Annotated in this window: 11 protein-coding genes; 1 reads left to right on the top strand and 10 read right to left on the bottom strand. The window is 65.8% G+C overall.

The features are described 5' to 3' along the window. Positions 1–14: 14 nt before the first annotated feature. From VA599_RS17350 to VA599_RS17380, 7 genes are all read right to left on the bottom strand, one after another. Positions 15–1,340, bottom strand: coding sequence for a CsgG/HfaB family protein (locus tag VA599_RS17350; RefSeq protein ID WP_346789750.1), 1,326 nt, complete (start codon positions 1,338–1,340; stop codon positions 15–17). Between the two features lie 25 nt (positions 1,341–1,365). Beyond that, complete coding sequence (locus VA599_RS17355; protein WP_031295289.1) at positions 1,366–2,007, bottom strand: hypothetical protein; 642 nt, start codon at positions 2,005–2,007, stop codon at positions 1,366–1,368. Positions 2,008–2,049: 42 nt separating this feature from the next. Continuing rightward, positions 2,050–3,111: a hypothetical protein gene (locus VA599_RS17360; protein WP_021475054.1), complete on the bottom strand. Its 1,062-nt coding sequence runs from the start codon at positions 3,109–3,111 to the stop codon at positions 2,050–2,052. Then, entirely contained in the window at positions 3,108–4,274 is a 1,167-nt protein-coding gene (locus tag VA599_RS17365) for a hypothetical protein (RefSeq protein ID WP_346789753.1), read from the bottom strand. Before VA599_RS17365 ends, VA599_RS17360 begins: the two co-directional genes overlap by 4 nt. Before the next feature lie 219 nt (positions 4,275–4,493). Then, a complete protein-coding gene (locus tag VA599_RS17370; RefSeq protein ID WP_231161940.1) occupies positions 4,494–5,024 on the bottom strand; it encodes a YfaZ family outer membrane protein in 531 nt (176 codons plus the stop codon). Positions 5,025–5,096: 72 nt separating this feature from the next. Then, positions 5,097–5,726, bottom strand: a complete 630-nt coding sequence (locus VA599_RS17375; RefSeq protein WP_021475057.1) for a YceH family protein — start codon at positions 5,724–5,726, stop codon at positions 5,097–5,099. A gap of 66 nt (positions 5,727–5,792) precedes the next feature. Then, the gene (locus tag VA599_RS17380) at positions 5,793–7,325 is read right to left on the bottom strand and encodes a glycine betaine uptake BCCT transporter (RefSeq protein WP_021475058.1); all 1,533 of its coding nucleotides are present in this window, start codon (positions 7,323–7,325) and stop codon (positions 5,793–5,795) included. 432 nt (positions 7,326–7,757) lie between these two features. On the opposite strand from VA599_RS17380, the gene VA599_RS17385 reads away from it, so the two are divergent. Beyond that, complete coding sequence (locus tag VA599_RS17385) at positions 7,758–8,504, top strand: TlyA family RNA methyltransferase (RefSeq protein WP_046157906.1); 747 nt, start codon at positions 7,758–7,760, stop codon at positions 8,502–8,504. A 69-nt stretch (positions 8,505–8,573) separates the two neighbouring features. Here VA599_RS17385 and VA599_RS17390 read toward each other — a convergent pair whose 3' ends face one another. The 3 genes from VA599_RS17390 to VA599_RS17400 form a co-directional block, all read right to left on the bottom strand. Further along, positions 8,574–9,050: a universal stress protein gene (locus tag VA599_RS17390; protein WP_021475060.1), complete on the bottom strand. Its 477-nt coding sequence runs from the start codon at positions 9,048–9,050 to the stop codon at positions 8,574–8,576. Positions 9,051–9,473: 423 nt separating this feature from the next. Beyond that, positions 9,474–10,820, bottom strand: coding sequence for a glutamine synthetase family protein (locus VA599_RS17395; protein WP_346789756.1), 1,347 nt, complete (start codon positions 10,818–10,820; stop codon positions 9,474–9,476). A 203-nt stretch (positions 10,821–11,023) separates the two neighbouring features. Further along, positions 11,024–12,634 (bottom strand): methyl-accepting chemotaxis protein, encoded by a 1,611-nt coding sequence (locus VA599_RS17400; protein WP_021475062.1) that lies wholly within the window; start codon positions 12,632–12,634, stop codon positions 11,024–11,026. Positions 12,635–12,767 lie beyond the last annotated feature (133 nt).

Consider the following 12,767-nt stretch of genomic DNA (forward strand, 5'->3'; position numbering starts at 1 on the left):
CGGGAAGGCGTCGCCTACCACTTGTCCTTGTCGGCGTCGAACATGCCGGCGGCCGGCTTGTGCTTCTTGGCCGGCGCCTTCTTGCCGGCTGCCGGGGCGGAAGCCTCGGCTTTCGCCGGCGCGGCCGGCGCCAGTTCGCGCAGCTGCAGGCCGCCTGGCGGTATCTGTTCCAGCGGCATCTTCACGTTTTCCAGATGGCCCTGGGACATCGTCGGCATCACCTTGTCGACTACTACTTCGCAGCAGTCGAATTCGGAGCGGCCCAGCGATTGTCCGGTCTGCGGATCCTTCACCTCCTGGCCCAGCGATACCAGCTTGTAACGCGCGCCTTCGCGAACGGACTGCCCGCCCTGGCTGAGAATCACGTTATTGCCGGTGCGCGAGGCTACGGAGATGGGGAAGGTGCGGACCAGGATGGCGCTGACGATGCGATCGACGATCTGGCCTTCCATGCCGCGGCGGGCGGCATCGGCGGAGCCATCGCCCAGCTTGCCGGCGTCGCCGGCGAGCATGTTTGACAGTTGCACCTGGCGGTTGGCCACGTTGATCACGCGTTGCGACAGATTCCAGCTGGCGCGCTTCTTGTCGTAGCCGAAGGCGGTCAGATGGCCGGTCCAGATCAGGTCGGCGCTGAGCGCCTGGCTGATCTTGGAGCGCTCGGCGGAAGGCGTCTGGCCTGAGCTGATCATGTCCAGTTCCTGCTGCACATCGTCGCCCAGCTCGCGGTCCAGCACCGAGAAGCGGCCGGTGTTGGCCAGCGCGTCCAGCGTCTGCTGGTGTATCTCGCGGGCGACCTGTTCGGCCGGCACCGAGATGCCCGCCAGCTTGAAGGATTCGCGATCGATGTACACCGGGCCGACCACGATCTTCAGCTTGCCGGCGGATGCCGGCTGGACGAATTTGGCGATCTTGGCTTCGATGCTCGCCTTGTAGCTCTTGTTCAGCAGGCCGGGCTCTTCCATCTTGACCAGCTTGAAGCCGGTCACCACGCCGCCAGACTCCTGGGCGACATATTCGGCGAACGCGTGCGCGCTGAGCTGATCGGCATCCTTGCCGGCGGCGACGGACAGCGTGGCCTTGACCTGTTCGGAGGACAGGTCGAAGGAGGCGCCGTTGACCTGCTTGATCGCCAGTTTCAGCGCTTCCTCGACGGCTTCCGCCGGACTGGCGCCGATGCCGGTTGCCGCGCTGTCCACCGATGTCAGTTTGCCGGCGTCAGGCTGGGCCTGGACCGGCGCGCTGGCATCCGCCTTGGGGGCGGTCGCCGCCTCTTCCTTGTGGGAGCAGGCCGCCAGGCTCAGGGCCAAGGCGGCGGCGCTCATCGCGTATCGCAATTTCATGTCGTTTCCTTGGCCGGGTCTGGGCTTAGAGCGCCTGGGTCGCATCCTTCGGAACCGGGATATCGTGGCTCTTGGCGAAGCTGACCGCCTGCTTCAGCGCCTCGTACAGGTTCTTGGAGTTGCCCGGCAGGCTGGTGACGATGTAGGCGCCGGAGGACAGCTTGGGCAGGTCCAGCGGGGAGGCGGATGCCAGCGCATCCTTGAAGCCGCTGAACTGGTTGGCCATCTTGGAGTACTTCAGCACGCCCTTGGCCAGCGAGCCCAGGCCTTCGGCATAGGCTTTCTTCGCCTCGGCGTCCAGCACCGTGCCGGTGTTCTTTTGTTGTTCGCTGATGGCCTTGGACACGGCGCTCTGGGCGGAGTCGGCCTTGCTCAGGCTGTCCTTGGTGGCGCCGGAGGTCAGGGCTTCGGCTTCGGCCTTGGCCAGCGCGGCGGCATCCTTGGCGCCCAGCGCGGTCGCCATTTGGGACTGGGCCATCAGCACTTGCTTGTTGGCGCCGGTGTAGGATTCCACCAGTTGCTTCTGCTGGCCGATCAGGTCGGCGCCGCTGCTGCTGTTGCCGGCGCCGCCGGTCAGGCTGGTCACGGCGTCGAACATGCCCGCCTGGGCGGTCACGGCGGTCAGGCTGAGGCCGGCAAGGGCGGCCACGATCAGGGTTTTGCGCATTTTCATCTCCGGATGCATTGTTGTTGGGTGAGTTTTTCGGGTTTATTTGATGCCGGCGTTGGTCATCTGGCTCAGCAGTTCGCGGGCGACGTCCTCGGCGGCTTTCTTCAGCGCGTTGACTTGCGCTTCTTCCTCGGTCGGACCTAAGCCGGCGGCTTGGATCGGACCGACTTCAGCCTTGGTTTCGGGGATGGAGTCGCTGGCGTCCAGCAGCTTGCCGGTGGCGGCTACCGATACGCGGAACATGCCGGTGGCGGGATCGGTGTCGGCCAGGCGCACGTCCAGCGTGCCATAGGCGATATAAGGCACCTTGGCGTTCTGCAGGCCGGCGGCCACGTTGCGCTCGGTCTGCGGCTGCAGGTCGTTGCCGGATTTGAAGTCGGCTTCCACGCTCTTGATCTTCAGCAGGCCCTTGGTGTACGGCTCCAGGTAGGCGGCATCCACTACCTTGAATCCGGCGCCGGCGAACACGCCGTTGAATACGCTTTTCAAGTAGTTGCTGGGGAAGATCGCGTAGGTTTTCTTGGTGGCCTTGCGGGTGGTGCTGCCGCCGGTTTCCACCGACTCGCGGTACTGGGCGCCGGAACGGCCGGCTTTGCCTTGCGCCTTCAGTTCCACCGCCTGGTACTCGCGGTCGTCGAAGCGCTGCGAGCTGTCGGTCTGACGGGAAACGAAGATGAAGGTCAGCTTGGATTTCTGGCCGCCATTGGCTGCCTGGGCGGCGGCGGAGGACGCCTTGACCGCGTTGTTCAGTTGGGAAACGTTGAGCGTGGCGCGGATGGTGACGGTGAACTGGCCCATGTCGGGACGGTCGTCCTCGTTCAGGATCGCAGTATCCAGGATGTACCGATCCGGGTCCGCCTTCACTTTTTCGCGGATGGCGTCGAGGTTCTGCGACTGCGCGTCGCCGGCTTCGGCATAGTACTTGTCGATGGCCTTCAACTGCGCCTGCAGCACGGCTTGGGCGCGGACTTCGGGCGTGACCTTCTTGCCGAACAGCGAGGATTCGTACTTGACGGTCGCCTGGCCCTTGGCCGTGGCGGTCGCCGCCAACGCTTGGGCGCCGAACAGCATCAGGAATGCGATCAGGAGACTACGGATCATTTGCAGGCTTTCAGTAATTGCTGGGTGGATTGGATCTGTTGGTCGATGTCGGACGCGGAGGTGGACGATTTCAGCCAGCCATTGCGGTTGCCGGCCAGGTTGTCGGCCAGTTTGGCGAACAGGCCCTTGATGGCTTCGTGATAGGCGGGGAAATCGTCTATGGTGTCTTGCGACGCCGGCACCAGCTTGATCTCGCCGTTCTTGAAGTCGGCGTCCAGATAGTTCTTGCCGGATACCGGCTCCTGGATGTTGACGTGGGCGTAGGCGCCGTAGATATAGCTGGTGCCGGCGGCCACTTCTCCGCTGGTGATGCGGCGGAGCTTAGGGATGTCCAGGGTGATGGCGTAGTCGGCCTCCGGCAGCTTGAGCATGAACACATCGCCCTCGGATACGCGCATGGACAGCGTGTTGCCGATGGCGTAGCCCTTGGTGTAAGGCAGCAGCGGCACGCCGGTCTTGCTGGAGAGGTTTTCCGCGAACAGATCCGCGGCCCAGGTTTCCGCGGTGCCCGGCGTGCGCGTCAGCTCGGGAGGCAATGCCTTGCGGGCGTCGTCGCCGATGCGGACCTTGGCGACTTGCAGGAAGCGCGGAACCTGATCGGGCACGGCGGCCTCATGCATGATGTCGGCGAAGCGCTGCAGAATGCCGGGCTTGTCCTGTTCGCCGTAGTACAGCGCGGCGAAGCGATCTTGCATTTCCCGCTCGCTGGGGTAGTGGTCGATCAGGTCCAGGTCGGCGAAGCTGAGCGGATAGGCGCGCAGCACGGTCATGTTCTTGAAATCGAAGAACATTGCCTGGGCGCGTACCTGGGTCATCAGTTTGGCGACATTGCCGAAGCGTTCGGCGGAAACGGTCTCGCCGGTAATCAGCAGCGTGGCGACGATGGCCTGGTCCTGCCCCTTCAACGAAGTCAGGCCCTGCTGGTTCAGGTCGAAATGCAGCGGTTTGTCGGCGGCAAGCTTGGCCGCCAGCTGTTTGTTCAGCGGGTTGCCGCGCGCGGCCAGCGTCTTTTCCAGCTTCAGGCTGTAGGGAAATCGGGCGGGGATGGACTTGCTGTCGCCGGAATAGGATAGGCCGGCGAACGTCACTGTGGCGGCATGGGAGGCCGCTGCGGCCAGCAATAGGCCAACGGCCAGCGATAAGGAGCGTAGCGTGGATTTCAAGAAAGCATTCCTTTCGTAATCCATACCATATCTGTATGGATTTTTAGACGTATGCCATATGTGAGGCGGCATAGTATACGTTAGGAATAATCTTTTTTGAATATTGTAAACAGTTTGCCGCGGGAAAAGGGGTTGATCGCGCTCAAGAAGGCGTGGATTCGGCGGGCGTGCGGAACAGAAAACGGCCCCCTGGGGAGCCGTGAGGAGGGCGGGCGAAGATTAGAAGCTCAGTCCCGCGCCCAGGTAGGCGCCGTCGGCCAGCGTGCGGCTGCGGCTGTCGTTGTCGCGGCGGATGTCGAAGTAGCGGTAGCCGGCTTCCACGCTGAGCGGGCCGACCACGTTCCAGCGCACGCCGGCGGCGTAGTCGCTGACCCGGTCGACGCTGCCGCTGGCGAAGCTGCTCGGCGCGTAGTAGGCCTGGCCGAACAGCTTGACCTTGGGGGTGAGGTCGAAGCTGGCGCGGCCGCCGACCAGCGCGGCGGTGGCGGAGCCGCTGTCCGGCGACAGCGCCATCAGCTTGCCGCCGCCGGCCACGGTCAGCGGGCCCAGCGGCAGAGCGAACTCCAGGCCGGCGCCGCCGGCGCTGCCCTTGTGGTCGTCGCGCAGGTAGTCGAGATTGAGGCCGATGCCGAAACCGTCCGGCGTGCGGGTGAGTTGCTGGGTGCCGTTGCCGGCGCCGAACATGTAGTCGGCGGCGTGGGCGCCGCCGGCCAGCCCGGCCAGCGCCAGGGCGATTGCGAAATGCTTCATGCGGTCCATTCCTGTTGGTTCATTCAAGCGACAACAGGTAGTGACCAATTCCTAAAAAACAAGTTCAGCCGGTCAATTGCTCAGCCGCTGCTCCAGCGCCAGCAGCATCGTTTTCAGCGCCGCCACTTCGGCCTCCAGCGCCGCCACCCGGCCGGTCAGGCCCACGTCTATCACTTCGCAGGCTTGCGCCGGGACGATCTGCGGCTCGCCGGACAGCAGGTGGCACCAGCGCGCCTCGCGCTCGCCCGGCTGGCGTTCCAGCTTCATGACTAGCGGCGGGTACTTGTCGGCCAGCGCGTTCAGCGCGGTTTCCACCTCGTCCACGCCGGAGAAGCTGTAGATGCGGCCGGCGCGGGCGCGGATCTCGGCGCCGGTCTGCGGGCCGCGCAGCGTCAGCAGGCACAGCGCGGCCAGGCGCGCGCCGTCGATGTTCCATTCGTAGTTGAGACGGTGCTCGTACTTGGCCACCCGGCTGCCGGCCGGCAGGCGCTCGGCCACCAGCTTCTTGGCGATCAGCGCGTCCAGCGCGGCGCTGGCGTCGGCCTCGGACAGCTGCATCACCGGTTCGCGGCTGGTCAGCTGATTGCAAGCGCCGACCAGCGCGTTCAGCGTCAGCGGGTAGGCGTCGGGCGTCAGCGCCTGCTTCTCCAGCAGCGCGCCCAGCACGCGGACCTCCATCGGGTCGAGTTGATGCGTGTCCATACATCCTCCATGGCGAGACAATACTGTCATGATCGCATCAAATCCGCCGGCCGTCCCGTCGCATGGTCAATCCTGCTGGCGTTTTTCCAGCGCCTCCAGCTGGCGCAGCCGGCGGATCTCGCGCAGGCGGCTGTCGTGCTCCTCTTCATCCAGCGCGCGGTACAGCGACACCGCCATGCCTATCATGATCAGCATGAAGGGCAGCGCGCTGACGATCAGCACCGCCTGCAAGGCTTTCAGGCCGCCGCTTTGCAGCAGCACCAGCGCGATGGCGGCCAGGAGCACGCCCCAGATCAGCTTGACGCGGTGGCTGGGGTTCAGGTCGCCGCCGCTGGTGAACATGCCCAGCACGAAGGTGGCGGAATCGGCCGAGGTGACGAAGAAGATGATCACCAGCGTCATCGCCAGCAGCGACAGGACGCGGCCGCCCGGCAACTGTTCGAACATCACGTACAGCGCGGTGGAAACGTCGCTCTTGACCGCGGCCACCAGGTCGGCGCCGCCGAACAGCTGCAGGTCCAGCGCGGTGCCGCCGAAGGCGGAGAACCAGACGAAGCTGGCCAGCGCCGGCACCAAGAGCACGCCGACGATGAACTCGCGGATGGTGCGGCCGCGCGAGACGCGGGCGATGAACATGCCGACGAAGGGCGCCCAGGTCACCCACCAGGCCCAGTAGAACAGCGTCCAGTTGGCCATCCAGGTGCCCTGGGTGAATGGGCTCATGCGCAGGCTGGTGCTGGTCAGATTGCCCAGATAATCGCCCAGCGTGGTGGTGAAGGTGTCGAAGATGAAGCCGGTGGGCCCCAGGACCACCACCGCCAGGAACAGCAGGATGGCCAGGCCGATGTTGAGGTTGGACAGCCACTTGATGCCGCGCGACAGCCCGGTCAGAGACGACAGCAGGAACAGCGCGGTGGCGATGACGACGATGGCTACCGTCAGCGTGGGAGACGGCGCCACGCCGAACAGCATCTCCAGGCCGCTTTCGATTTGCAGCGTGCCGAAGCCCAGCGTGGTGGCGACGCCGAACACGGTGGCCAGCACCGCCATCACGTCGATGGCGATGCCGATCGGGCCGTCGACGCGGTTGCCCAGGAGCGGGCGGAAGGCGGCGCTGATCAGGCCCTTCTGGCCGCGGTTGAACTTGAAGTAAGCCAGCGCCAGCGCGGTCAGGCTGTATACCGCCCACGGGTGCAGGCCCCAGTGGAAGAAGGCGTGGCGCATCGCCAGCCGCGCCGCCTCGGCCGATTCCGGCGCGGTGGACGCGCTGGCCGGCGTGGCGAAGTGGGACAGCGGCTCGGCCACGCCCCAGAACACCAGGCCGATGCCCATGCCGGCGGAAAACAGCATGGAAAACCAGCTCAGGCGGGAAAACTCCGGCTCGTCGTCCTCCTTGCCCAGCCGGATGTGGCCGAAGCGGCCGAAAGCCAGGTAGAGCGCGAACAGCAGGAAGCCGAACACCGACAACAGGTAGAACCAGCCGAAGCGGGAAATGGTGAAGCTCAGCCACTCGGAAGCGGTGGCGGTCATGTGCTCGGGAGCGGCGGCGCCCCAGAACGCGAACAATACGGCGAACAACAACGACAGGCGTAGGACCATCGGTACTCCTTGCATGGCGGCGCGCGTCCCCGCGCGGGGCGCGCAGCCGTGATGGATGGCGAGGCGAGGCGCGGCCTGGGCCGCGGGCGAAACCGGCGACGGCCGGCGCGAAAGCCTTGCCCGGGCCAGAGCCCGCTGCGGGACTCTGCCGCCAACGGCTGTTTGCTGCCGGGCGCTGGCGGAGCGGGCCAGCATGGATGGATAAGGGCGCGCGGGATGGGGCGGGCGCTTTCTGTCCGATGCCGGCGGGGCTGTTTGAATATATGAATAAAATCAATGAATTGCTTTTTAGATTATCATTATTAGCATTTTCTTGTAAACATCTGTTGCGAGATTTGATGCAAATGGACAGGGTTGGCGGCTTCGCTTGACAGCGGATGGCGGCTTCGCCAACCTGTCGCGTTCATCGGAATTCGGGCAGCGGGAACGGACATGATTCGAGTGGATATTTTGCTGGTGGAACAAGGGCTTGCCGCATCGCGGACCGCCGCGCAGAACCTGGTGGCGGCCGGCCGCGTCAGCTGCGGCGGCGCGGTGGTGGCCAAGTCCAGCCAGAAATTTCCGGCGGACGCGGCGTTCGACATCGTCGCCGACGAGGCCGACCGCTACGTGTCGCGCGGCGGGCTGAAAATGCGCGGCGCGCTGGACGCGGCCGGATTGGACATCGCCGGCTGGACCGCGCTGGACGTCGGCCAGTCCACCGGCGGCTTCACCGACTGCTTGCTGCAGGCCGGCGCGCGCCGGGTGGTGGGCGTGGACGTCGGCCACGACCAGTTGCACCCGCGGATGCGGGAAGACGCGCGGGTTCGCTATTTCGAAGGCGTCAACGCGCGCGCGCTGGACCGCGCAGCGCTGTTGGCCGTCAATGAGGGCGACGGCTTCGACCTGATGGTGTGCGACGTGTCCTTCATCTCGCTGAGCCTGGTGCTGCCGTCGGCGCTGCCGTTGTTGACGCCGGGCGGGCGTCTGCTCAGCCTGGTCAAGCCGCAGTTCGAGGTTGGGCGGGAAGGGCTGTCCCACGGCGGCATCGTCCGCGACGAAAGCCTGTATCCGCAGGTTAAGGACAAGATCGATCGAGTGCTGGCCGAGCAGAACATGAAGACGTTGGCCTGGTTCGACAGCCCGATCAAGGGCGGCGACGGCAACCGGGAGTTTTTTGTCCACGCCGAGCGCCGTTGAAACAAAGCAGGCCCGCGCGAGGCGGGCCTGGCATCGCCGCCCTGCATGCGGCGGGGCGGGCGTTGAGGCTTACTCGACGCGGATGTCGTCGTCTTCCAGGCTGCGCACCACCAGCAGCGGGCACTGGCTGCGGCGCAGGATGTCTTCGGCGAAGCTGCCCAGGAACAGATGGGCCAGGCCGCTGCGGCCGTGGGTGCCCAGCACGATCAGGTCCGCCTGCTGCGCGCTGGCGTAGCCTATCAGCAGATCGGCCAGATCATGGCCGCCTTCCCAGCTTTTCTCCAGATGGCTGACCACATCGGTCAGGCCCGCGTTGCGGGCGATGGTCTGGGCGCGGGCCAGCGCTTCCTGGCCTTGCTCCAGCGCCAAATCGTAGCCGGGGTCGCCGGCGTAGACGCCCAGGCTGTCGACCGCCAGGTCGCGCAGGCTGGCGACGTGGATCAGGGTCAGTCTGGCTTCGGCGAACTTGGCGACGCGGATGGCTTCGTGCAGGGCTTTGTCGGAATTGTTGCTGCCGTCTATCGCGGCGATGATGTGACGATACATGGGCTGCTCCTTCGAAACACCGGCTTGGTGGGATGCCTTCAGCATACTCCGATGGCGGCGGCGGTGTCTCGCCGGGCGAGCGCGGGTGTTGATCCAGGGCAATGAAAGGAAGATTCCATGCATGCGGCGTCGACAGACAGCATAGGGGCGGATGTCGGCAGCCACCCTCTCCCCTTCGGCCCGTGCCGGCTAAACAGTTTTGCGCCAGGGGATGTTAAGCCGCCGTTTTTTTGATCGGCGGCGCCTGGCGCAGAACTGTTTTGCCGGGGGTTCTCGGGACACTGGGGTCGCCTGGGGTGGTCAGGGGGCTGGCGACACAGCCCCCTGACCCGTTTGGCGGGCGGAACCGCCGTGAAAATCATCGTCCGCGAAGCGGACCCCACTGATGTTGATTGGCAGGCAAGCGCATGCCTGTCATTTTGATCAGACCAGAAACCCCAGATATTGCCGTTCCCAAGCAGTGACCTGGCGGTGATAGTCGCTCAGCTCCACCTCCTTCACCGCCAGATAGGCGAGGCTGAAGTCGGAGCCGAACAGCGCCTCGGCGCAGCCGGCGGCCATCGCCGCGCAGGCGGCGTCCAGCGTGGTGGGCAGGCTGGCGGCTTGCTGCTTGAACACATTGCCGTGCACCGCCTCGTCCGGAACCAGCCTCTGCTCGATGCCGGCCAGGCCGGCGCCCAGGCTGGCGGCCAACGCCAGATAGGGGTTGGCGTCGCAGCCGGGCAGGCGGTTTTCCACTCGCCGCGCCTCGGGGCCCGACACCGGCACCCTGAGTCCGACCGAGCGGTTGTCCAACCCCCAGCTGAGATTGACCGGCGCCGCCATGCCCTTGACGAAGCGGCGGTAGGAGTTGGGATTGGGGCAAAACAGCGGCATCAGCTCGGGCAGGAAGCGCTGCAGGCCGGCGATGAAGCCGAAGAATTCCGGGCTTTCCGAACCGTCGGCGCGGCTGAAGGCGTTGCGGCCCTGGCGGTCCACCACGCTCTGGTGGATGTGCATCGAGCTGCCGGGCTGGCCGGGCAACGGTTTGGCCATGCACACGGCGCTGAGGCCGTGGCGGTGGGCGATCTCCTTCAGAGCGGTCTTGAACAGGAAGGTGTCGTCGGCCAGCTTCAGCGCGTCGCCGTGCTTGAGGTTGATCTCGAACTGGCTGGGGCCCATCTCGTGCACGCAGGTGTCGGTGGCGATGCCGAGCGTCTCGCAGGCCTGGTACAGCTCGTCGAAGAAGGCTTCCAGCTCGCCCAGCGCGGAGAAGCCGAAGGCGTCGAAGCCGGCTTCGCGGCGGCCGCTGGCAAGCTGGGGCGCTTGGAACGGCTGCGCCGGGTCGCCGTGGGCGGCGAACAGGTAGAACTCCAGCTCCGGCGCGACCACCGGCGTCCAGCCATGGGCGTCGTAGCGCGCCAGCACCTGCTTCAGCACCGAGCGCGGCGCCAGCGGCGACAGGCCGCCGTCGTGGTCGACGCAATCGCAGATCACCATCGCGCGCGGGGTCTTGGCCCAGGGCACCGGACGCAGCGTGTCGTAGTCCGGCGCCAGGGTGACGTCCGGATCGTGTTCGCCGTAGAAGCTGTAGTCGGGAAATTCGCCGATACAGCTTTGCAGCGGCACCGCGCGCGCGATGCGCAGCGGCTGCCCCTTGATGAAGGCGGCGGCGGGCAGGGTCTTGCCGCGGGGAAAACCATGGACGTCGGCAAAGGCGAGCTCGACGTCCCGCGCCTTGCTGTGTTGCAGCCATTCGATGAGGCCTGCCGGCATGCGGGCATCAGACATACGATTCTCCACTGAAGCGTGCTGGGGTTCCTGTCTGTCCTCAGTTTTTTTTCTTGCTTTCATGGAGCGTGTGCCCGTAGCCATTATGCCAGCCGCAACGGCGGCGGCAAGTGCGGCGATGCCCGAAACCCTGTTTGCAGTTTTGTGGGAACGCCCGCCGCCGCCGTTCAAGACGCGGCGGCGGGGGACGCGCCTAGCGGCGCTTAGAGCCGGAAGCGGCTGACGGTCTGGTGCAGATTGGTGGCCTGCTGGTCGATGTCGCGTACCGCCTCCACCGCGTGGCTGACCGAGTTCTGGGTTTCCTCCACCACGCCCGCCACCTGCTCGACGTTGCCGGCGATATTGGTGCCGGCCTGGCTCTGCTCGCCCATCGCCACCACCACGTTGTGCACGTGCTCGAGCGCGGTGCTGGCCTGCTGGCTGATCGACTCCAGCGTTTCGGCCGCCTGCTGCACCTGCTCGACGCCGGCCTGCACCGCGGGGCGGATCTCGTCCATGCGGCCGGAGACGTTGCCGGTTTCGTTGATCACCGCCTGCACGATGCTGCTGATCTCGTCGGTGGCGCTGGCGGTGCGCTCGGCCAGCTTGCGCACTTCGTCGGCCACCACCGCGAAGCCGCGGCCCATCTCGCCGGCGCGCGCGGCTTCGATGGCGGCGTTCAGCGCCAGCAGATTGGTCTGGTTGGCGATGTCGCGGATGGTTTCGGCGATGCTGCTGATGCTGCGGCTGCGTTCGGCCAGCTGGCCCACCATGTCGCTGGCACCGTGGATCTGGTCGGCGATCTGGCGGATGCCGTCGGCGGCGTTGCCGGCCAGGGTCTTGCCCTCGCTGGCCAGCTGGGCGGTGTCGCGCGCGCCGGTTTCGGTGTCGCGGGTGCTGGCGCTGACGTGGTCTATGCTGACCGACAGCTGCTCGATGGCGGCGGCGGCCGAGGTGGTGGACGAGCTGGCGATGCCGGACACCTCATGCACCTTGTCCATGTCGCGGGACAACTGGTGGCAGGAGTGGTTGATGCTGGAGGTGGCGCGGCCGATCTCCTCTATCATCAGGCGCAGCTTGCCGCGCATGTCGTTCATCGCGCCCAGCAGGCTGTTGGGCCCGCCCTTGACCTCGATCTCCACGCTGAGATCGCCGTCGGCGATCGCCTTGACCACGTCGGCGGCGTAACGCGGCTCGCCGCCCAGCGACTGCAGGATGGAGCGCGACATCCAGCCTACCAGCGCGCCCAGCACCACCACGCAGATCACCGCGACGGCCATCAGCGTCCGCGCCTCGCTCCAGAACAGCTGGTCGATGTCGTCGATGAAGATGCCGGTGCCTATCGTCCAGTCCCACGGCTCGAAGCGGAACACGCCGTTCAGCTTGGGGAATTCCTGGTCGCCGCTGCCCTTGCGCTTGGTCTGGATCACCAGCACGCCGTAGTGGGCGTCCTTCATCGCATCGTCGTAGGCTTCCACCGTGGTGCGGCCGTCCGGCAGCTTGCTGCCCATGTCCAGCTTGCCGACGCGGTCCTTGCTGGGGTGGAACAGCACGCGATGCTCGCGGTTGCGGCCGAAGAAGTAGATGTCGTCCACCTTCAGCGCGGAGAGCGCGGCGATGGCCTGCTTCTGCGCCTCGGCGCGCGGCATGCCCTTGGCCTCCAGCTGCTGGAAATGGGTGAGGCTGTTTTCCGCCATTTTCAGCAGGTGGACGATCTGCTCGCTTTTTTCTTGATGCAGGGTGGCGCGGGTGGAAAGCAAGGCGACGGAGGACAGTCCGAGCAGCGCCACCAAGCTGGCGACGATGATGATGATCAGGCGAGTATTCAGCTGCATTTTCGACACTCAGGTATAAGGGAACAAGCCGCCGCATATGCGGCGGCGGGGGGGGGAGGGGGGGGGGGGGGGGGGGGGTCATCCTGACGTGGAGGGATTCACCCCCACCCAAAACCAGAACGATCCGCCCCAC

The sequence above is a fragment of the Chromobacterium indicum genome (assembly GCF_039708975.1).
Lineage (GTDB): Bacteria > Pseudomonadota > Gammaproteobacteria > Burkholderiales > Chromobacteriaceae > Chromobacterium > Chromobacterium piscinae.

Coding starts and splice junctions, on each gene's coding strand:
- VA599_RS17350 (WP_346789750.1), bottom strand. CDS start 1,340: ATGAAATTGCGATACGCGATGAGCGCCGCCGCCTTGGCCCTGAGCCTG.
- VA599_RS17355 (WP_031295289.1), bottom strand. CDS start 2,007: ATGCGCAAAACCCTGATCGTGGCCGCCCTTGCCGGCCTCAGCCTGACC.
- VA599_RS17360 (WP_021475054.1), bottom strand. CDS start 3,111: ATGATCCGTAGTCTCCTGATCGCATTCCTGATGCTGTTCGGCGCCCAA.
- VA599_RS17370 (WP_231161940.1), bottom strand. CDS start 5,024: ATGAAGCATTTCGCAATCGCCCTGGCGCTGGCCGGGCTGGCCGGCGGC.
- VA599_RS17375 (WP_021475057.1), bottom strand. CDS start 5,726: ATGGACACGCATCAACTCGACCCGATGGAGGTCCGCGTGCTGGGCGCG.
- VA599_RS17380 (WP_021475058.1), bottom strand. CDS start 7,325: ATGGTCCTACGCCTGTCGTTGTTGTTCGCCGTATTGTTCGCGTTCTGG.
- VA599_RS17385 (WP_046157906.1), top strand. CDS start 7,758: ATGATTCGAGTGGATATTTTGCTGGTGGAACAAGGGCTTGCCGCATCG.
- VA599_RS17390 (WP_021475060.1), bottom strand. CDS start 9,050: ATGTATCGTCACATCATCGCCGCGATAGACGGCAGCAACAATTCCGAC.
- VA599_RS17395 (WP_346789756.1), bottom strand. CDS start 10,820: ATGTCTGATGCCCGCATGCCGGCAGGCCTCATCGAATGGCTGCAACAC.
- VA599_RS17400 (WP_021475062.1), bottom strand. CDS start 12,634: ATGCAGCTGAATACTCGCCTGATCATCATCATCGTCGCCAGCTTGGTG.